The organism is Burkholderia sp. Bp9016, from assembly GCF_003857765.1.
In the GTDB taxonomy this organism is placed as follows: Bacteria; Pseudomonadota; Gammaproteobacteria; order Burkholderiales; family Burkholderiaceae; genus Burkholderia.
In genome coordinates, this window is sequence record NZ_QTPY01000035.1 from 1 (window position 1) to 20,391 (window position 20,391).

A 20,391-nucleotide genomic window follows, 5' to 3' on the forward strand; every position below is an offset into this window, starting at 1 on the left:
CAGGTTCACGTTGTCGACGGCCGTGCTGTCGCCGAATTTCTTCACGACGTTTTCGATGCGCACGAAGGCGTCGTTCGGCTTGAGCATGTCCGTCGTCGCGTCGCGACGCACTGCATCAGGTATGCTGAATGAATCCCGTTTCATGATGGTCCGTGTTGAAAAAGTAAGCGAATGTCGGATGTCAGGCGCGACCGGCTGTACGGTCGCACGGTGCCGGCGGAGAGGGATCGAGCGATTCCTCATCCGGATCGTGTGGCGCAGGACGGCGGGTGTCGGGGGCAAGGCGCGACGATCGGCGGCGGCATCCGGCCGGCGCACGCAACGGTGGCGACACATTGCGCATGGCGATCGTCGGCGGCCGCTCGGGCACATCGCCGGCTTCGTTCGCCATGCTGGCTGTCGTGATGGTTTCATCGGTTTTCATCGGGCTTTCCACACGCATCTGTCGTCTCCAGTGCGAATTTTTAAACCCGTCAAAAACTTTTTGGATCGCGGATTTCCGTTCCGGACATTGAACGGAATCGATGTGAGAAAGGGCGGGAAAACGGGGTGCGGCTAGCGCCCGCGCGGCCATGCGGGAAACCCGGCCGGCACGATGGCCGGCGGGCGAAGCGGAGGGTGGGGAAAACGAGCGGTCGCGGCAGCGGTGCCGCGCCGCACGACCTCGCGGCCACGGCGCGGCAGCCGCATCAGAACGGCTTGGTCGGCAGGTAATTGCCGTCGAGCGTGATCACCGCGCGCGAACCGCCGTCCGGATCGTCGACCTTCTTCACGTCGCGCCGGAAATTGATCGCGCTGATGATGCCGTCGCCGAACTTCTCGTGGACGAGCGGCGGCAGCCTGCCCGACTACGAAGGCCGCGACTGGTGCTACAAGAGTCCGGATCCGAACTCGAAGGTGCCGCCGTTCACCTTCGGTGAACGCCGCACGGTCGACGACATTTCGGACAAGACGGTGCGCGCCCTGGCTACCGCATGGGTACATCTACCGAGCCAGATTCCTCATGGCGGGTCAAGCAGCGATCTCTCCGGCGATTGAGCCACCTGCTTCATCGCTCCAGTCTGTCTGCATGCTATTCGCCCGCCCGAACGCGGCAAGCTGACGCAGCTGTCAGCTTGCCCGCATCAAGACCACGTTCGACACCGCGTCAGTTGTATCCGAGAATCGCCACCGCCGCGACATCCGGCCGATCGAACGTGCCGCCGACGAGCGACGTCGTCGGCTCCAGCATCGCGGCCTGATACGACGTCACGTGTGCTTCTTTCGGCGCACCCGTTTCGTCCCAAACCGGCTCGTCGAACGCGTCGAGGCTGCTGAAAAATCCGGGTTGCGTTTTTGCAGGATTCATCTCCACTCCTTTGATATGTCGTTAATGTTTTAGCTTGCCTGCTTCAACGCCGCCGCATGCACGGGTGGGCCGTCATGCGCGGCCTCCGAGCGCGCCAGCTGCGCGCGCGTGCGCCGCGTGATGTGAATCACCGCGAACACGACCGGCGCGATCAGCAGGCCCTCCGCCAGTTCGGGATCGACCGGCAGGTTCATCACGTGCAGCGCCTTGAACGCCGCGGCCGCAAGCGACAGCACGTAGTACGAAATGGCTGCCACCGACAGCCCTTCGACCGCGTGCTGCAGATGAAGCTGGTTGCGAGCGGTGCGCTCCATGCCCGCCAGCAATCGCGTCACATCCTTTTCCTGTGCGAGATTCACGCGCGTGCGCAGCAGGTCGACGGCACGCGCGATCCGCGCGGCGATCTGCTCGTGACGCGCCCACACGCTGCGGCAGGTTTCCATCGCCGGCGCGAAGCGCCGCTCCATGAACTCGGCGATCGTCGGCATGCCTTCGATGCGCTCCTCGCGCAGTTCCTGGATGCGCGCCAGCACGAGCTTCTCGTACGCGCGCGACGCGCTGAAACGCCCGCCGGAGCCCGACAGCGCCTCGACGCGCACCGCGAGATGCGTGAGCTTCACGAGCAGCGCCGCGTCGTCGCCGGCCGCGCCGCTCGCATCCATCCGCTGCATCAGCGCATGCAGCGCCGCATGGATCTCGTCGAGCTCGCGGCTCATCTGCCGCGCAACCGGCAACGCGAGCAGCGCCATCATCCGGTACGTCTCGATCTCATAGAGGCGCTGCAGCAAACGGCCGCCCTGCTCCTCGCGGAAATCCTCGTCGACGACGAGAAAGCGCATGAAGCCGTCGGCACGCACATGCCAGTCGCAGAACACCTTGCCGCCGCCGAGCACGTTGCTGCCGACGAGCGCGGGCCCGTCGATCCAGCGGCGCAGGTCGCCGCACACGAGCCGAGCGGCGTCGCCCGACAGCAACTCCATGCGCACCGCGACGAAACGGATCCCGGCGAGCCGCGCGAACCACGCGGCCGGGATGCCCTCGATCGCGAGATCGTCGAAATAGCCGGTGTCGCGGCGCGGCGCGACGAACGTGAAGGTCGAGAATTCGGTGTGGCGTTCCCACTTCAGATGCCAGCCGGACGACGACTGCACCGCGTAGTGCGTCGCGCCTTCGTGCGGCGCTTCGATGCCGGTGTCGCGGCACAGCGCGTGCAATAGCGTTTCGTGAAGATCGGGTTGGCCGTCCGCGTAGATCGCATAGTGCGTGAGCGACACGGCTTCGGCGAGCCGCAGGAACGGCCGGGCATGCAATTCCGCGGCCAGTGCGGCGCGCAACGGATGATCGATCATCGGTACACCACTTTCCCTGTTCAACGCTGCATGTCGGCCACGCCGGCGCAATTGCCGTGCTGCATCGGACGATGCAGCCGGTGTGATTCCACTATGGCAGACACCTTGCGACAATAAAAACGCATAATGTTGATCGTTACATTCAGTTTTCCTGATACCGATGAAGATGCTCGATCACGACGTGCTGGCCACCGTCGTCGCCGTCGCCGAAACCGGCAACATGACCCGTGCGGCCGAGGCCGTGAACCGCTCGCAGTCGGCCGTGAGCATGCAGATCAAGAGCCTCGAGGACGCAATCGGTCGGCCGCTGTTCGTGCGCAAGCCGCGCAGCATCGTGCTCACGCGCGAAGGCGAGGTCTTGCTGGGATTCGCCAGACGAATGCTGGCGCTGCGCGACGAGGCATGGGCGGCCGTGGTGCGCCCGGAAGTGACCGGCAAGGTGGTGATCGGCGTGCCGGACGACTATGCGTCGTCGCTGCTGCCGTCGGTGCTGAAGAAATTCTCGGCGACCTATCCGAAGGTCGAGATCCAGGTGATCGGGCTGCCGAGTAGCGCGCTCGCGCCGCTGCTGAAGGACGGCACCGTCGACCTCGTGTGCGGCACGCGCATCAAGGGGCTGTCGGGCGACTTCATCCGCCATGAGCCGATGGCATGGGCCGCGATGACGAACGGGCCGCGCGTATGGGAGGAACGGCCGCTGCCGATCGCGGTGTTCATGCCGGGCAGCGTCGCGCGCGAGAACGCGATCCGCAGCCTCGAACGCGCGAAGCTGCCGTTCCGGACCTCTTACGAAAGCCCGAGCCTGCTCGGACTGCTGAGCATGGTCGAAGCCGGCCTCGCGGTCGCGCCGCTCGCGCGCTGCGCGATTCCCGCGCAGCTGTCGATGCTCGGCCGCTCGCACGGGCTGCCCGATCTGCCGCCGCTCGAGCTGATCCTCGCGCGCAGCACGAAATCGAAGCGCCCGCCATGCGACTTTCTCGCGGAACAACTGATGGAAGATCTGCAAAGGCAAACCGGGCAGACCAGCGACGCCTGAGCGCGATCAGGCGCCGCTGCAGGCGGCGTCACGAATCGCCCGCTCGCGGATGGCCCGCGGCCAGCAGCGCCGCGTTGACGATGCCCGCAACCGTGTCGACGAGCGCCTCGAGCGTGTCGCCATGCACGTGCCGCCCGGCGGGCGGAATGCATTCGTTGCGCCGGCCGCCCCACTGCGACCCGGCCGTCACCGACAGCGTCGCGCCGAACCGGTTGCCATGCCGCCGGCCGAAAATGCCGACACGCTGTTCGCCCAGATAGGCCTGCTCGGGCAGAAACAACCGGATGTCGACGGCGACCTGGTCGGGATCGCCGGCCCGCGCGTTCGCGTCGACAGCCGGCTCGAACACCTTGGCGATGCGGAACGTCACGTGTGAATCCCATGCGGCCAACGGGCCGCCGGCCGCGTCGACCCGCTCGAGGTCGACCGACCACTGATGCCGATCCGGCATCCGGATCGCCTGGCGCAGCAGCACGTCTGCCGCGCGAACCGTCACCATCAACTGCCGGGCTAGCTGCCTGCCCGACGGCAGCGTCTCGACCCGCACGCGCCGGCCTGCCGGCCGCGCGATGCGCACTTCTTCCGCGAGATACATGAATCCTCCCTGTCGAGGGCCAGCGCCGCGTACGACGCGGCGCACGAACGTCCACCGCGACCGGTTCACCGACAACACGGCAACCGGAGAAAAGGTGGCGGACCGAACAAGCAATCAGCGCGCCCCGGGTTGGCGGTGCTGCGATCCGACATGCAACCGGCGGGCGACGGGGCCGATCATCGCGTCGGCCTGCAGCGCGATCAGCATGCGCAGCGTGAAGTCCAGATCCTCCGCCGCGATGTCGAATTGCACGTGGATCACGTTGCGCACGGTGCGCGCGCTGACGACATGGACGCCGAGCGGGGAATGCAGGAGCGCCGCGAGCCGGGCGTGGGCGCGCGCGGCGGAACCGGCCGTCAGCGTGACGGGCAGTTGCAGGCGCGGGCGCGCCAAAGGAAACGGAATGACGCTGCGGCGCTCATCGGTGCGCAACTGGCGGCCGGCGACATCGAAAGCGGGGACGGGATGGATGAAGGTCATGGAACGGACGGAGGCCGTCGCGGCTGTTCAACACATCCCGAGCTTAGAAGAAGAGATATAAACGCCGTGCAAAAAAACGGCATTGCGGCGCAAAAAGCGGCATGCGGCAGCACCCGCGCCGTCCACCGGCCTTCCCGATTCCGGGACTCCCGGCTCGACGGAATGCCGGCCTGCCGCCCCGGCATCCACGCGCCGGGCGCTCGACTACGCGAACGCCTCGAGCGACGCCCGCCGCCGTTCGTCGACCATCGCCTCGATCAGCGAGACCAGATCGTCGGTCAACGGATCGCAGATGCCGGGCGAGCGATGCAACTCGAGATCGGCCGGCGGCAACGGCGGCAAACCGTCTGCGTCGTCCAGCACGCGCCAGTTCCCGGGGAGCGTGCAGCGGTCGATCATCGTGACGGCCGCGCCGTGGTTCACCGCGATCTTGATGCCGGTCGGGCTCTGGCTCGTATAGACGACGTGATACGGCCGCTCGGCGGTCGCGAGCGCCTGCAGCCCGCGTTGCCGGTAGCAGCAGGTTTCAGGAAACAGCGCGAGCGGCACCGAGGCGAGCGGGTCGAGCACAAAGTCACGATGCGCGGCCCACACGACGTCGTGGCGGCCGAGCAACCGCCCGCCCGCATTCGGCCCATGCCGCACCACCAGCGCGACATCGAGCTCGCCTGCCTGCAGCCGCTCGACCAGTTCGAGCGACATCCGGCAATGCACGTGCAGGCGCGCACCCTGCCGCAGCGCGTAAAACGACTTCAGCAGGTCGGGCAGCCACAACTCCGCGTAATCCTCGGGCAACCCGAAACGCACGACGCCGCGGTCGCTGCTCGTCTGCTTCAGCGCGATGATCGCGTCGTTCTGCACCTGGATGATCCGCCGCGCGTGAATCAGGAAGTTCTCGCCGTCCCGCGACAGTTCGAGCCGCCGGCTGTTGCGCATGAACAAGTGCGTGTCGAGCCGCTCCTCGAGCGTCCGGATCCGCAGGCTGATGGTCGACTGCGTGCGATGCAGCTGCCGGGCCGCCGCGGTAAAGCCGCCGCTCTCGACGACGGCAACGAATGCGCGGATCAGCTCCGGGTCGAGCGAACTCAGCTTCGACCAATCGGGCTTCTGAATGGCTGCCATCGGAATTACTCGCTTTCGAAAAAGGACGGGGCGACGAAAGATAGGACTGGCGATGCCGATTGTTGTCCAGACCCGCACGGCCCTCCAACCCCTGCCCGGGTATGACAAACCCGGAGCCGGCAGGCAGCCGTCCGCCCGCACCGCCCGTTCCGCGACACCGTCCCGAAGCACCGGCCGCCCGGCCGGCGGGCGTTCGCGCGCGGCGTTCAGGGCTTTCCCGGAGACGACGAAAACTCATACCTCGATCAGAAAACATCGATTCACCGGCCGCGCCGCGGCCCCCGACAATCGCCTCACATCAACCTCATCGACGAGACACAGCAATGACCGCACTGCAACCCAGACAGCTTTTCATCGGCGAAGGCTTCGAGGGCCCCGGCGTCAACCTCGCGCACATCAACGTGCTGATCGGCCCGCGCAACGGTCCCGCCGGGCAGGCGTTCGCGACCGCACTCGCGACGCCGTCGGCCGGCCATGCGCCGTTCGTCGTGATCGCGCAGCCGGGCATACCGACCAAGCCGCTCACGCTGTACGTGAACAAGGCGCAGATCGACGGCGACTTCCACGGCAATGCGACGTGGGGCGCCTCGCAGGCCGGCATCGCGAAGGCGGTCGCCGAAGCGCTCGAAAACGGCACGCTGCCGCCCGAAGCGGAGAACGACTGGGTCGTCGTGTCGGCGAACTGGGTGAACCCGAAGACCGACGATCTCGACGCCGTGTTCGAGAACAACTACCGCGCGTGCCGCAACGCGATCGTCGCCGCGATGGAGGGGCTGCCGCATCGCGACGCGGTGTTCGCCGCCGCGCGCGACGTATCGAACCCGTTCTACACGCCGAACAAGCACTGACCGACAACGAACGGCCGGCAAGGCCGAATCAGGAGGAAGCATGGAATACGTCCGCCTCGGCCAGTCCGGCCTGAAGGTGTCCCGGCTGTGCCTCGGCACGATGAACATGGGCACGCCCGAATGGAAGCCGTGGATCTTCGACGAAGCGCAGAGCGAACCGATCGTGCGCCGCGCGCTCGATGCCGGCGTCAACTTCATCGATCTCGCGGATTTCTATTCGACAGGCGTCGGCGAGGAAGTGGTTGGCCGCATCCTGAAGCGCAACGCGCGCCGCGAGGAGCTCGTCGTCACGACGAAGGTCGGCTACGACATGGGCAGCTATCCGAACGCCGGCGGCCATTCGCGCAAGCACGTGCTGGACGGCATCGATGGGTCGCTGAAGCGTCTCGGAATGGACTACGTCGACATCTTCATGCTGCACTTCTTCGACGTGAACACCCCCGTCGAGGAAACGATGAGCGCGATGCACGACATCGTGCGCGCGGGCAAGGCCCGCTATATCGGCGTGTCGACGATGTATACGTGGCAATTCGCAAAGATCATGCAGGCGTGCGAGCGCAACGGCTGGGACAAGCCGATCAACATGCAGTTGCAGCTGAACCTCGCATATCGCGAGGAAGAGCGCGAAATGGTGCCGTACTGCATCGACCAGGGCGTCGGCGTGTCGGTATTCAGCCCGCTCGCACGCGGCCTGCTGACCTGCGAGTCGCAATCGACGCGCAACCAGACCGACTTCTTCACCGCGCAGATGTACGGTGACGAGGCATCGCTCGCGATCGCCGAATCGGTCGCGAAGGTCGCGAAGCGGCGCGGCGTGCCGCCCGCGCAAATCGCGCAGGCCTGGGTGCTGAGCCGTCCCGGCATTGCCAGCATGCTGGTCGGCGCCGATTCCGTCGCGCAATTCGACAGCGCACTCGGCGCGCTCGAAACCCGGCTCGGCGAAGACGAACTGCACGAGCTCGAACGCAACTACACGCCGTGCGACCTGATCAACGACTACACGGCCGGCCGGCGCATCGCGCGCGCGTCGCGCCCGGCGCAGGGCAGCTTCACGGATTGAAGGGACCACACACGATGACCGAATTTCTCAGAACCGGCCACTACATCGGCGGCGAATGGCACGAACCGCATGGCGCGAGCGACGCGACCTATGCGGTGCTGAACCCCGCGACCGGCGAGACCATCGCGAAAGTCGCGAAAGGCGGCGCGGACGACGCCCAGCGCGCGATCGACGCCGCGGCGTGCGCGTTGCCCGGCTGGCGCGCGCTGACCGCGAAGGCGCGCGGCGCCCGGGTAAAACGCTGGGGCGAACTGATGCTCGAACATCGCGACGCGCTCGCCGAGCTGCTGACGCGCGAACAGGGCAAGCCGCTCGCGGAAGCCCGCGGCGAAGTCGCGTACGCGGCGAGCTTTCTCGAATGGTTCGCGGAAGAGGCGAAGCGGATGTACGGCGACGTGATCCCGAGCCCGAAGCCTGACGCGCAGATCGTCGTCACGCGCGAACCGGTCGGTGTCGTCGCGGCTATCACGCCGTGGAATTTCCCGCTCGCGATGATCACGCGCAAGGCCGGCCCCGCGCTCGCGGCGGGCTGCACGATGGTGCTGAAGCCGTCCGAGGAAACACCGCTGTCGGCGTTCGCGCTCGCGGTGCTCGCCGAGCGTGCGGGCGTGCCGGCCGGCGTGTTCAACGTCGTGTCGGGCGACGCGGTCGCCATCGGCGAGGCGCTCACGCATTCGCCCGTCGTGCGCAAGCTGTCGTTTACGGGCTCGACACGCGTCGGCAAGCTGCTCGCGAAGCAGTCGGCCGACACGCTGAAAAAGCTGTCGCTCGAACTCGGCGGCAACGCGCCGTTCATCGTGTTCGACGACGCCGATCTCGACGCGGCCGTGCAGGGTGCGATCGCATCGAAGTTCCGCAACACGGGGCAGACCTGCGTGTGCGTGAACCGCTTCCTCGTGCAGGACGGCGTGTACGACGCCTTCACGCGCAAGCTCGCCGACGCGGTGCGCGCACTGCGCGTCGGCAACGCGCTCGCGGGCGACGTCGACCAGGGGCCGCTGATCAACGAAGCGGCGCTCGGCAAGGTCGAGCGGCATGTGGCCGACGCGACCGCGAAAGGCGCGAGCGTGCTCACCGGCGGCAAGCGCCACGCGCTCGGCGGCACCTTCTACGAACCGACCGTGCTGACCAGCATGACACCCGACATGCTGATCGCCGAAGAGGAAACCTTCGGCCCCGTTGCCGGCTGCTTCCGCTTCACGACCGAGGAAGAAGCCGTCGCCGCGGCCAACGACACGCCGTTCGGTCTGTCGGCGTACTTCTACACGCGCGACCTCGGCCGCGCATGGCGCGTGTCCGGCGCGCTCGAAAGCGGGATGGTCGGCGTCAACGACGGGATCATCTCGACGGAGGTCGCGCCGTTCGGCGGCGTCAAGCAATCGGGGCTCGGCCGCGAAGGCTCGAAGTACGGCCTCGACGAGTACGTGGAGCTCAAGTACACGCTGATGGCCGGTCTCGGCCGCTGACCGCGCCCGGCGGTCCCGACGCTCGACATGCGCCGCGCGCCATCCGGCCGCGCGGCGCCCGGCACGGCTTCCCGGCGTCGTTCGATGCCCGCACGTCGCATGCCGGACGCACAACAATCCAGGAGACAGCTTGAATCAAGCCAACCTTCAATCCGGCACGGCGCGCGCATTGCCGCCGTCGCGCGGCGCCGATGTGCCGCACCACCCCGTCGCACTCGACGACGTGCCGCTCAACCGCTTCCACGTGAAGATCGCGGGGCTGACGTTCGGCGCGCATTTCACCGAAGGCTATACGCTCGGCACGATCGGCTACGCGCTGGCCGCGCTCGGCAAGCAGATGCCGCTCGATGCGTTCTGGATGGGGATGATCGGCAGCTCGGCACTGGTCGGCATCTTCTTCGGCAGCCTCGTGTTCGGCTGGTTGTCCGACCGGATGGGCCGCCAGAAGATCTTCCTGACGAGCTTCGTGATCATCACCGCAGCCGCGTTCGCGCAGTTCTTCGTGTCGTCGCCGCTCGAACTGTGCCTGCTGCGCGTGCTGATCGGCTTCGGGATGGGCGGCGACTTCACGGTCGGCCACGCGATCCTCGCCGAATTCTCGCCGCGCAAGCATCGCGGCGCGCTGCTCGGTTCGTTCAGCGTGATCTGGACGATCGGCTATGTCGCCGCGAACGTGCTCGGCCTCGCCTACAGCGACGTCGCGCCCGACGCATGGCGCTGGCTGCTGGCGTCGGCCGCGCTGCCGGCGTTCGTCGTGCTCGTGTTGCGGATCGGCACGCCCGAATCGCCGCGCTGGCTGCTCGGCAAGGGCCGCGAGCGCGAAGCGCGCGCGATCGTCGCAAAGCACTTCGGGCCGCACGTGATGCTCGACGGCGCCACCGAACCGCACGCGCACGGCGGCTTTGCCCGACTGTTCCAGCGCGACCTGATTCGCCGCACGATCTTCAACTGCGCGTTCTTCGTGTGCCTGGTGATTCCGTACTTCGCGATCTACACGTTCCTGCCGACGATCCTGAAGACGATCGGCCTCGCCGAAGGCTTCGGCGCCGACCTGATGCTGAACGGCTTCCTCGTGCTCGGCGCGCTGATCGGAATCTGGCTCACGATCCGGCTGTCGCGGCGCGGCTTCCTGATCGGGTCGTTCGCGGTAACGTGCGCGTCGCTCGTCGCGCTGGCGCTGCTGCCGTCGTCGGCGGCCATCGCGATGATCGTTGCGTTTGCCGTGTTCACGCTGACGATGTCGGCATTCAGCAATCTTGTCGGCGTGTTTCCGCCCGAGTGCTTCCCGACCGAAGTACGCGCAAGCGGCGTCGGCCTCGCGATCGCGTGCAGCCGGCTCGGATCGGCGATCGGCACGTTCCTGCTGCCGGTCGGCATCGCGACGCTCGGTTTTCACGCGACGATGTTCGCGCTGGCCGGCGTGTTGCTGGTCGGGATGATCGTGTCGATCGCGTGGGCACCGGAGACGAAGCACCTGACGCTGGAGGAGGCGGCCGGGCATTGAAAGACCGATGCGCGGCGCGCTTGCCGGAAGGGCCGGGCCTGCCGGCAGGCGCGACGCGACATCGTGTGTATCGGTACGAACCGGGCGGAAGCCCGGCGGGACACCCCGCTGCGGCACGTTCGAGCTGACTGTTCGGCAGACTGGGGCCGCCGGATTCGCGGCGATATGCTGGGGCTTTCCGTTTCCTGTGCACGACCATGCCGGCCCTTCATGTCGATCTCAGCCATGTTCTCCCGTACGAAGCGATTTACTTCGACGATCGACTGACAGTCGAGCGAAACGATCTGGACATTCCCGCGCTGCTTGGTATCGAAGGCGAAGTCACCGACGAGTTGCTCGTGTCCCTGTGCGGCGCGCCGGCCGAATCGGATATCCAGAGCTATCTCGACAGTTCAGGCTGGCTGACTTTCGCCGTCACCCACCCGGCGTTGATCCGATCCGAGAATCGGATATCCGTCCTTCGAAGCACGGACGCGTCCGTACTCGAACTAGAGACCATCGATCTTTCCGACAGCGCGGTCGTCGGACTCGGCGCGGCCATGCTCTGGAGAATCGCTCGAGCGTGCGCTACCTTGGGCATCCCTCGGATCGTCGCACTGGCCGTGGGCGGTCGAAAGGCTGCGCCGAAACCCGGCGGCCCACGACTCTACGGATACTACGCGTGGCCGAGATTCGGCTTCGATGCACCGATTCCCGGCGAGCATGATGACGAAGCAGCGCTGTTCCAGTACTTCCGCGGATACCCGATCGGGCTGGCCGACGGGTCCCTTCGATCGCTGCGGGCACTTTACGCGACGAGAGTCGGTCGCGACTTCTGGCGAGTAGCCGGGTCCCACCGGTGGATGACATTCGACGTCGCACCGCATCGCGAGTCCGTGCGGGCGCTGCGCGCATACCTGATTGAAAAGGAGATTTACGAATGACTGTAAAGCGCTGTCGCATCACGGGATTCCGGATCGAACGCACTGCGGCGAAGCGAGATCGCTCGACAATCGGGCACCGCGTAGAAACCATGCAGGTCATCGGTACGTTCATCGCGAACGCGCTCCATGACAGCCTGGCGCGCGTCATGCGCGGCTTTGCCGCGGAGCACGGCCTGCGCCCCGCCAGCCAGCCCATATCACGGCCACCAAGAAAAGTCTTCGATACGGGGCGCATCGATCACTCGAAGAGTCAGTTGCCCATCATTTCGGAAGCTGAAGCAAGGGCCGTCGGGCGCCGGAAAACCCTTCTCCATTTCGGCCAGGACCCCGATCAATGACCCAATGACCCACAGCCGGCACGGTAACCATCTTTAACGGATAACAACGCGGAGACCATGCGTGCCGGATTAGGACGAGGCTCGGGTTTTCCAACGTCCCGATCAGCCGCGTCGCATCGTCGCCCCCCCTACCCCTTCCTCGCCGCCTGCTCCCGCAGCCACGCGGCGAACGCGCGCACCGGCTCGATCGCGACGTTCTCCGGCGCGATGTCGAGCCAATAACCGAACGGCCCGATCGGCAGCACCGGCGACAGCTCCACGAGGCTGCCCTCGGCGATCTCCTCCTCGATCATCGTGAGGTCGACCACGGCAAGCCCGGCGCCCTTGCGCGCCGCGCGGATCGCCTGTTCGAGGGTCGAGAACTCGATGCTGTCGCCGATCCGCTCGACCGCGATCCCTGCCTGCTCGCACCAGTCGGCCCACAACGTCAGGCGCTTGCCCTCGTGCAGCACGTGCAGCGACGGCAGCCGGCCGAGCAGCGCATCGAGCGCGTCGCCGCGGTGGCGCGGCGCGCCAACCAGCGCATGGCGCTCCATCATCAGCAGCTCCGACTGCATGCCCGGCCGCGCCACGCGCCCGAAGCGGATGTGGCAATGGCAATCGTCGGCCGGCTCGGTGCGGATCGACAGCTCGACATCCGGCAGCACCTCCGCGAGCGAGCCGAGCCGCGGCGAAAACCACTGCGTCGCGAACGTCGGCGGCAGCGACACCGTAAGGCGCCGCTTCGCGCCGGGCCGTGCGGCGGCGATCTCGCCGACGCCGCGCTCGATCGTGTCGAACGCTTGCCCGACGAACGGCAGCAGCCGCTCGCCGGCATCCGTCAGACGCACGCCCTTGTGATCGCGCTCGAACAGCCTCGCGCCGAGCGCCTCCTCGAGCAAGCGGATCTGCCGGCTCACCGCGCCTTGCGTCACGCACAGCGAAACCGCCGCGCGGTTGAAGCTCAGATGACGCGCGGCTTCTTCGAAAAATCGCAATGCGATCAACGATGGCAGGCGTCGCATGATATGTGTTTCCTCTCCGTCTTTCGTCTGGCTGCCGGCCAGGCCGCCGGCAATCTTGCGCGCAGCTTTATCGCAGAAAAGCGCGCCGCCCGGCAGGTCGTGAAAACCCCGATATCCGTTGCACGCGGCCCATCGGCCGGCCACGTCATTCGTCGTTCCCGCCGCGCCGCCGTCCACCCGCCTACAATAAGCATCCCGCACCAAACACGACACCGCCCCGTGAGACGCAAGATGCCGGCGCTGAATGCGCTGAAAGCCTTCGAGATGGCCGGCCGCACCGGCAGCTTTACACGCGCGGCCGAACTGCTCAACGTGACGCAGAGCGCGGTGAGCCGGCAGGTGCGCCAGCTCGAAGGCCAGCTCGGCGAAACGCTGCTCGAGCGCCGCCATCACCAGCTCGAACTGACGGCGGCCGGGCGCGTGCTGCTGCGCGCGCTGCAGCAGTCGTTCGACAAGATCGAGCTGACCGTGCGCAGCCTGCAGGAGAAAACCCATCTGAACCGCCTGCGCGCCAACGTCCCGCCGACCTTCGCCGCGCGCTGGCTGATGCCGCGCCTCGGCCGGCTGCGCGACGCACATCCCGAATTCGAGCTGAGCCTCACGACCCGGATCCACGACAGCCTCGGCGAATCGCGCGTGCTCGACTGCGCGATCCGCTTCGGCGACGGTGAATGGGATGGCTTCGACAACGCACTGCTGATGCAGGAGCAGCATATCGCCGTCTGCGCCCCCGCGCTCTACGCACGGCTGCGGCAAGACGGCGCGCCGATCGACCTGAACCGCTTCACGCTGCTGCACGTGCTCGCGACCGACGACCAGCGCTACCTGACCTGGCAGCACTGGCTGAAAGCCGCCGGCATCGCCGATGTCGATACGCGCGGCGGCTACGAGTTCGACCTGCTCGACCACGCGATCCGCGCGGCGATCGACGGCCTCGGGATCACGATCGCCGACCGCCACATGGTCGCGCGCGAGCTCGCGACCGGGCAATTGATGCAGGTGCTCAACGTACACGTCGACGGCCATCAATCGTACTGGTTCGTCACGCGCCCCGAACAGACGAACCTGCCGCACATCGTGCAGTTCCGCGACTGGCTGCAACAGGAAGTGTGGCTCGCGAAACGCCACCTCGAACCTTCATCGCCGCTGCCGCAGGTGCCGCTGCGCTAGGGCCTGTTCACGCGTCGCCTGGCTGACGGGCGCCGCCCTGCCGGCTCCCGCGCCCCGACACACGCAAATCAGTCGGGGAATACCCCCGCCGGTGCCGCCGCCGCCCGCCGTCCCGGTCGACGCGGTGGCCTTGTATGACGGGCGATTCCGGTTGCCCGGCCGAGTAACGTGCGTTTTTCTCATGCTCGACGCGAAAATAAGTCGTTTGTCGTGCAATAAACGCATGAACAGAATGGCTCCTGTCCTGTTGTCGCGCGTTTCGCCATCCGAAGCGATCCGCCCGCACCCCTTGGAGGAGCCTCTTCATGCGAACCGAACGCAACTACGTGAACGGCCGCTTCGTCGTCCCGGAAAGCGACGCGTTCATCGTCGTCCACGATCCCGCCACCGAAGCGCCGTTCGCGCGCGTGCCCGCCGCGACGCCGGCCCACGCGCTCGCTGCGGCCGCCGCGGCCGCCGCCGCGCAAAAGGGCTGGCGCACGCTGCCGAGCGCCGAGCGCGCGGCGTACCTGCATCGTTTCGCCGATGCGCTCACCGCACGCGCACCGCAGATCGGCGCGGCGCTGGCTCGGGAATCCGGCAAGAGCGTCGAGGACGCGTCGAACGAAGCCGTCTACGCGGGCCAGATCACGCGCTATCACGCCGAATGGGCGCGCCGGATCGAAGGTGAAATCATTCCGAGCGACACGCCCGACGAGAACCTGTTCCTGCACCGCGAGCCGATCGGCGTCGTCGCGTGCCTGATCCCGTTCAACTATCCGGTCTACACGCTGCTGCGCAAGATCGCGCCTGCGCTGATCGCCGGCAACACGGTGGTCGTGCGGCCGAGCAACCACACGCCGGTGTCGGCATTCGAGATCGCGAAAGCCGTCGACGACGCGGGCTTCCCGCCGGGCGTCGTCAACATCCTGACGATGGATCATGCGACGGCCGAGGCGCTGTGCACGCATCCGGCGGTCGGGATGATCACGCTCACGGGCAGCGTGAACGCGGGCCGCAAGGTGCTCGACTACTGCAAGGCGAACATCGCGAAGCCGTCGCTCGAACTCGGCGGCAAGACACCCGCGATCATCGAACCCGATGCCGATCTGGAACGCGCGGCTGCGGCGCTCGTCGCGTCGAAGACCACACACTGCGGGCAGCTCTGCACCGCCGTCGAACGCGTGTACGTGCATGACGGCGTATACGACCGCTTTGTCGCGTTGCTGAAGGCGAAGATGGCCGCGGTGCGCAGCGGCGATCGCGCGGCCGATCCGTCGAACATGGGCCCGCTCGTCAGCGCATCGGCGCGCGCGCGCATCCATGCAATGGTCGAACGCGCGGTCGCGGCCGGCGCGACGCTCGAAACGGGCGGCGCAATTCCCGACGGCCCCGGCTTCTTCTACCCGGCCACGCTGCTCACCGGCTGCCGGCAGGACATGGAAATCGTGCAGGAGGAAACCTTCGGCCCGATCATGCCGGTGCTGCGCTACACGACGATCGACGCGGCCATCGCGTTCGCGAACGATCACCAGTTCGGGCTGTCGTCGGTGCTCTACACCGAGAACTACCGCACCGCGATGAAGGTGGCGAACGCGATCGAAGCCGGCGAGCTGTACGTCAATCGCACGCCGGCCGATCCGTACCAGGGCTTTCACGCGGGCTGGAAACGCTCGGGGCTCGGCGGCGACGACGGCAAGCACGGCATGCTCGAATTCACGCAGACGCGCCTCGTCGTCATGAAGTACTGACACTGACGCACGCCCCGGCGCCATTTCCCGGCGCGCATGGCAACGGCCCCCGTCGCACGTGCCGTTCCCACGATCGACCTGCACATAACAAATCTGCAGACGCCCGCTTCCAGGGCGCCTGATGGAGGAAGACATCATGCCCACCCAGCCGTCGACGCCCGCCGCGTCGCTCGCATTGCCCGGCGCCGCACACGAGTCGCGCGCGCAACGCTACCTGCAGCTGCTGCTGCTCGTGATCGCCGCCGGCGCGATCTACCCGATGCTGTACCTGCGGCAGGTGTACCAGCCGACGATGCTGCAGTTCTTCCGGATCGACGACGTGCAACTCGGCTACCTGTACTCGTCGCTCGGCACGATTTTCCTTCTCAGCTACCTGCCGAGCGGCTGGCTCGCCGACCGTCTGTCGCCGCGCTGGCTGATCTGCTTCTCGCTGCTCGCGACCGGCGCGCTCGGCCTCGTCTACGCGACCGGACCGTCGTTCAACGCGCTCGTACTGATCTTCGGCGGCTGGGGGCTGACGACGGGCCTCACGTTCTGGGCGGCCGTGATCAAGCGCGTGAACATGATCGCCGGCCCCGACGAACAGGGCCGCTTCTTCGGGCTGCTCGACGGCGGGCGCGGGCTCGTCGAGGCACTGCTCGCGACGATCGCGATCACGCTGTTCGCGTACGTGACGCAGGCGCGAGGCGGCACCGACGCGGCCGGCTTCACGCTCGTCGTGCATCTGTACGCGTGCTTCTGCATCGCGCTCGGTGTGCTGCTTGCGCTGGTGAAGGATCGACCGCGCGCCGACCGGCGCCAGGCAGCGCAGCACCGCCGCGGTGACGACCGCCGCACCAATGTGCTGACCGATCTGAAGACGCTCGCGGCGATTCCCGAGCTGTGGCTCGTCGCGGCGATCGTGTTCTGCGGCTATCAGGTGTTCTGGGCAACCTACAGCTTCTCGGCATACCTGCATGAAGGCAATTTCGGGCTGAGCGCGACCGCGGCCGGCTTCATCACGACCCTCAAGCTGTGGATGCGCCCCGTCGGCGGGATCGGCGGCGGCTTCCTCGGCGACCGCGTATCGAAGGTGTCCGTGCTGTTCTGGGCACTCGTGCTCGCGGCGCTGTCGCTCGTCGGGCTGATCGCTGCGCCGCCGCACAGCCCACAAGCGATGCTCGTCGTGCTCGTGCTGTTCATCGGCATCCTTACCTATGCGATACGCGGCCTCTACTGGTCGCTGCTCGACGACTGCCGCGTGCCCACGCACTGCGCGGGTCTCGCCATCGGCCTGATCTCGGTGCTCGGCTATTCGCCCGACGTGTTCGTGCCGCTGATCAACGGCTACGTGACGCAGACCTGGCCTGGCGCACACGGCTATCAGCTCTATTTCGGCTATATCGCGGCCATCGCTCTGTGTGGCGCGGGCGCCGCGGCATGCCTCAAACATCGTCTCAACCGCATCAATCGTGTCAACCGCCTCAAGGAGTCCGCATGAAGATCGTTTCGCTCGAAACCCACATCGTCGCCGTCCCGCCGCCGCATATTGGCGGGATGTACTGGATCTTCGTGAAGCTGAGGACCGACTGCGGCATCGAAGGCGTCGGCGAGATCTACTCGGCGACGTTCCACCCGAAGGCGATGGGCCCGATCATCGACGACGTGTTCGACCGCTACCTGCTGAACCACGATCCGCACCACGTCGAGCGGCTGTTCCGCGAGACCTACTCGAGCGGCTTCACGCAACGGCCCGACCTGACGATGATGGGGGTCGTCAGCGGGCTCGAGATGGCGTGCTGGGACATCGTCGGCAAGGCCGCAGGCAAGCCCGTGTACGAGTTGCTCGGCGGCCGGATCCACGAACGGCTGCGCTCGTACACGTACCTGTACCCGAAGAACGCGAACGGCGAATACGATTACGACGATCCCGATCTCGCCGCCGAATGCGCGGCCGAGAACGTGAAGCGCGGCTTCACGGCGGTCAAGTTCGATCCGGCCGGCCCGTACACGGCCTATTCGGGCCACCAGCTGTCGCTGGAAGTGCTCGATCGCTGCGAGCTGTTCTGTCGCCGCGTACGCGAAGCAGTCGGCAGCAAGGCCGACCTGCTGTTCGGCACGCACGGTCAGATGGTGCCGTCGTCGGCGATCCGGCTCGCGAAGCGGCTCGAGAAGTACGACCCGCTGTGGTTCGAGGAGCCCGTGCCGCCGGGTCAGGAAGAAGCGATCGCCGACGTCGCGAAGCACACGTCGATTCCGATCGCGACCGGCGAGCGCCTGACGACCAAATACGAATTCCACAAGCTGCTGCAGGCGGGCGGCGCGTCGATCCTGCAATTGAACGTCGCCCGTGTCGGGGGGCTGCTCGAAGCGAAGAAAATCGCGACCCTCGCCGAAGTGCACTACGCGCAGATCGCGCCGCACCTGTACAACGGACCGGTGGGCGCGGCCGCGAGCATCCAGCTCGCGACCTGCACGCCGAACTTCCTGATCCAGGAAAGCATCATGACCTGGGGCGGCTTCCACGCGGAGGTCGTGAAGACCCCGATCCGCTGGGAAGACGGCTACATCATCCCGTCGAACGAGCCGGGCCTCGGCATCGAGCTCGACATGGACGTCGTGCGCCGGCACACGCCGTACACCGGCGAGCGGCTGCATCTGCAGATGGGCGAGAAACCCGTCGACGTGAAGGATCTCGCGCCCGCGAAGGGCTGAGCACGAAGGACGAGACATGACCTACGACTACATCATCGTCGGCGCGGGATCGGCTGGCTGCATTCTCGCGAACCGCCTGAGCGAATCGGGCCGGCACTCGGTGCTGCTCCTCGAAGCGGGTGAACAGGACGCGTCGTTCTGGTTCAAGGTGCCGGTCGGCTTCACGAAGACCTACTACAACCGCCGCTACAACTGGATGTACTACAGCGAACCGGAAGCGCAGCTCGACGGTCGCAGCCTGTACTGCCCGCGCGGCAAGGTGGTCGGCGGCTCGGGCTCGATCAACGCGATGGTCTACGTGCGCGGCCAGCGCAGCGACTACGACGACTGGGCAGCGGCCGGGAATGCCGGCTGGGCCTACGACGACGTGCTGCCGTACTTCCGCAAGCTCGAAACGCACGCGGCCGGCGCAACCGATCCGCAGCATCACGGCACGTCGGGGCCGATCCACATCACGTCGATGAAGGCCGACGTGCATCCGATCGTCCATGAATTCCTGAAGGGTTGCGAGCAGTTGAACCTGCCGCGCACCGACGATTTCAACGGCGCGCGGTTCGAAGGTGCGGGCATCTACGACCTGAACACGAAGCACGGCGAACGCTGTTCGAGCAGTTTTGCCTATTTGCGACCCGCGCTCGGCCGGCCGAATCTCACGCTGCGCGCCGGTGTGCTCGTGCGCCGCGTGACGTTCGACGGTACGCGTGCGGCCGGCGTGATCGTCGCGGGCGAACGCGGCGACGAAACGCTGAGCGCCGCGCGCGAAGTCATTCTCGCGGCCGGCGCGGTCGATACGCCGAAGCTGCTGCAACTGTCGGGCGTCGGCGATCCGGCGCTGCTCGCGCGTCATCGCGTGCCGCTCGTGCATGCGTTGCCGGCCGTCGGCCGCAACCTGCAGGACCACCTGTGCGTGAGCTTCTATTTCAAGGCGAACCGGCCGACGCTCAACGACGAGATGGGGACGCTGCTCGGCAAGGTGAAGATCGGATTGCGCTATCTGCTGACGAAGCGCGGCCCGCTCGCGATGAGCGTGAACCAGGCCGGCGGGTTCTTCCGCGGCACGGCGGACACGCACGAGCCGAACCTGCAGCTTTACTTCAACCCGCTGTCGTACCGGATCCCGAAGAGCGATCGCGCAAGCATCAAGCCCGAGCCCTACTCCGGTTTTCTGATCGCGTTCAACCCGTGCCGGCCCACGAGCCGCGGCACGATCGAGATCGCATCGAACCGCGCGGAAGATGCCGCGAAAATCCGCATCAATGCGCTCACCACGCAAAAGGATCTCGACGAAGCCGTGCAGGGCAGCAAGGTGATCCGCGCGCTGATGCAGGCGCCGGCGCTGAAGGCGATGACGGTCGAGGAAATTTCGCCGGGGCCGCAGGTCGATTCCGACGAAGCGATGCGGCAGTACTTCCGCGAGCAGTCGGGTTCGATCTACCACCTGTGCGGGTCGTGCGCGATGGGGCCGGATGCGGCGACGTCGGTCGTCGACGCATCGCTGCGCGTGCACGGGCTGAAGGCGTTGCGCATCGTCGATGCGTCGGTGTTCCCGAACATCACGTCGGGGAACATCAATGCGCCGACGATGATGGTCGCGGAAAAAGGCGCGGATCTGATCCTGGCCGATGCGTTGCGCGGCGAGGCGGGCGGCGTGCCGGCCGGCGCGCGGGAAACCGTCGCACATTGATCCGGCGGCCGGGCGCGTCGGTACGGATCGCACACCGCAG

Annotated in this window: 19 protein-coding genes and 2 pseudogenes; 12 read left to right on the plus strand and 9 right to left on the minus strand. The window is 66.8% G+C overall.

Features of this window, described 5'->3' with window-relative positions; genetic code table 11:
* The 5 genes and pseudogenes from DIE13_RS29345 to DIE13_RS29365 form a co-directional block, all read right to left on the minus strand.
* Positions 1–144 (minus strand): annotated as a pseudogene (locus tag DIE13_RS29345) (polyamine ABC transporter ATP-binding protein); the annotation flags it as partial.
* Positions 145–181: 37 nt separating this feature from the next.
* Positions 182–424 carry a hypothetical protein gene (locus tag DIE13_RS29350; protein WP_124830533.1) on the minus strand — a complete coding sequence of 81 codons (243 nt, stop codon included), beginning with the start codon at positions 422–424 and terminating at the stop codon, positions 182–184.
* 265 nt (positions 425–689) lie between these two features.
* A pseudogene (locus DIE13_RS29355) lies at positions 690–839 on the minus strand (cyanate hydratase); the annotation flags it as partial.
* A gap of 308 nt (positions 840–1,147) precedes the next feature.
* Entirely contained in the window at positions 1,148–1,348 is a 201-nt protein-coding gene (locus tag DIE13_RS29360) for a hypothetical protein (protein ID WP_124830534.1), read from the minus strand.
* A 29-nt stretch (positions 1,349–1,377) separates the two neighbouring features.
* Positions 1,378–2,697 (minus strand): DUF3422 family protein, encoded by a 1,320-nt coding sequence (locus tag DIE13_RS29365; RefSeq protein ID WP_124830535.1) that lies wholly within the window; start codon positions 2,695–2,697, stop codon positions 1,378–1,380.
* Positions 2,698–2,857: 160 nt separating this feature from the next.
* Here DIE13_RS29365 and DIE13_RS29370 point away from each other — a divergent pair, with 160 nt between their 5' ends.
* On the plus strand, positions 2,858–3,733 hold the full coding sequence (locus DIE13_RS29370; RefSeq protein ID WP_014900463.1) for a LysR family transcriptional regulator: 876 nt from the start codon (positions 2,858–2,860) through the stop codon (positions 3,731–3,733).
* 28 nt (positions 3,734–3,761) lie between these two features.
* Here DIE13_RS29370 and DIE13_RS29375 read toward each other — a convergent pair whose 3' ends face one another.
* The 3 genes from DIE13_RS29375 to DIE13_RS29385 all read right to left on the minus strand — a co-directional run bounded on the left by DIE13_RS29375 (position 3,762) and on the right by DIE13_RS29385 (position 5,930).
* Positions 3,762–4,328, minus strand: a complete 567-nt coding sequence (locus DIE13_RS29375) for a hypothetical protein (protein ID WP_124830536.1) — start codon at positions 4,326–4,328, stop codon at positions 3,762–3,764.
* Between the two features lie 114 nt (positions 4,329–4,442).
* Positions 4,443–4,808 (minus strand): hypothetical protein, encoded by a 366-nt coding sequence (locus DIE13_RS29380; RefSeq protein ID WP_124830537.1) that lies wholly within the window; start codon positions 4,806–4,808, stop codon positions 4,443–4,445.
* 204 nt (positions 4,809–5,012) lie between these two features.
* Entirely contained in the window at positions 5,013–5,930 is a 918-nt protein-coding gene (locus DIE13_RS29385; RefSeq protein ID WP_124830538.1) for a LysR family transcriptional regulator, read from the minus strand.
* A 323-nt stretch (positions 5,931–6,253) separates the two neighbouring features.
* Here DIE13_RS29385 and fae point away from each other — a divergent pair, with 323 nt between their 5' ends.
* The 6 genes from fae to DIE13_RS29415 all read left to right on the plus strand — a co-directional run bounded on the left by fae (position 6,254) and on the right by DIE13_RS29415 (position 12,069).
* The gene (gene fae, locus DIE13_RS29390) at positions 6,254–6,778 is read left to right on the plus strand and encodes a formaldehyde-activating enzyme (RefSeq protein WP_098554625.1); all 525 of its coding nucleotides are present in this window, start codon (positions 6,254–6,256) and stop codon (positions 6,776–6,778) included.
* A gap of 40 nt (positions 6,779–6,818) precedes the next feature.
* Positions 6,819–7,838 carry an aldo/keto reductase gene (locus tag DIE13_RS29395; protein WP_124830539.1) on the plus strand — a complete coding sequence of 340 codons (1,020 nt, stop codon included), beginning with the start codon at positions 6,819–6,821 and terminating at the stop codon, positions 7,836–7,838.
* Between the two features lie 14 nt (positions 7,839–7,852).
* Positions 7,853–9,304: an NAD-dependent succinate-semialdehyde dehydrogenase gene (locus DIE13_RS29400; RefSeq protein WP_124830540.1), complete on the plus strand. Its 1,452-nt coding sequence runs from the start codon at positions 7,853–7,855 to the stop codon at positions 9,302–9,304.
* A 169-nt stretch (positions 9,305–9,473) separates the two neighbouring features.
* Entirely contained in the window at positions 9,474–10,808 is a 1,335-nt protein-coding gene (locus tag DIE13_RS29405; protein WP_226278860.1) for an MFS transporter, read from the plus strand.
* A 197-nt stretch (positions 10,809–11,005) separates the two neighbouring features.
* The gene (locus DIE13_RS29410; RefSeq protein WP_124830541.1) at positions 11,006–11,731 is read left to right on the plus strand and encodes a hypothetical protein; all 726 of its coding nucleotides are present in this window, start codon (positions 11,006–11,008) and stop codon (positions 11,729–11,731) included.
* Positions 11,728–12,069: a hypothetical protein gene (locus tag DIE13_RS29415; RefSeq protein ID WP_124830542.1), complete on the plus strand. Its 342-nt coding sequence runs from the start codon at positions 11,728–11,730 to the stop codon at positions 12,067–12,069. Before DIE13_RS29410 ends, DIE13_RS29415 begins: the two co-directional genes overlap by 4 nt.
* Positions 12,070–12,197: 128 nt before the next feature.
* Here the strand turns inward: DIE13_RS29415 and DIE13_RS29420 are convergent, their stop codons facing one another.
* Positions 12,198–13,073 (minus strand): LysR substrate-binding domain-containing protein, encoded by an 876-nt coding sequence (locus tag DIE13_RS29420; RefSeq protein ID WP_124830543.1) that lies wholly within the window; start codon positions 13,071–13,073, stop codon positions 12,198–12,200.
* 231 nt (positions 13,074–13,304) lie between these two features.
* Between DIE13_RS29420 and DIE13_RS29425 the strand changes: the two genes are divergently transcribed.
* From DIE13_RS29425 to DIE13_RS29445, 5 genes are all read left to right on the plus strand, one after another.
* Positions 13,305–14,243, plus strand: a complete 939-nt coding sequence (locus DIE13_RS29425) for a LysR substrate-binding domain-containing protein (RefSeq protein WP_096500608.1) — start codon at positions 13,305–13,307, stop codon at positions 14,241–14,243.
* A 305-nt stretch (positions 14,244–14,548) separates the two neighbouring features.
* Positions 14,549–15,973: an aldehyde dehydrogenase gene (gene aldA, locus DIE13_RS29430; protein WP_124830544.1), complete on the plus strand. Its 1,425-nt coding sequence runs from the start codon at positions 14,549–14,551 to the stop codon at positions 15,971–15,973.
* Between the two features lie 136 nt (positions 15,974–16,109).
* Positions 16,110–17,453 carry a nitrate/nitrite transporter gene (locus DIE13_RS29435; protein WP_175751153.1) on the plus strand — a complete coding sequence of 448 codons (1,344 nt, stop codon included), beginning with the start codon at positions 16,110–16,112 and terminating at the stop codon, positions 17,451–17,453.
* Positions 17,450–18,667: a mandelate racemase/muconate lactonizing enzyme family protein gene (locus DIE13_RS29440; protein WP_124830546.1), complete on the plus strand. Its 1,218-nt coding sequence runs from the start codon at positions 17,450–17,452 to the stop codon at positions 18,665–18,667. The genes DIE13_RS29435 and DIE13_RS29440 overlap by 4 nt, the downstream gene beginning before the upstream one ends.
* A gap of 16 nt (positions 18,668–18,683) precedes the next feature.
* Complete coding sequence (locus tag DIE13_RS29445; RefSeq protein ID WP_124830547.1) at positions 18,684–20,351, plus strand: GMC family oxidoreductase; 1,668 nt, start codon at positions 18,684–18,686, stop codon at positions 20,349–20,351.
* The last annotated feature ends 40 nt before the right edge of the window (positions 20,352–20,391 follow it).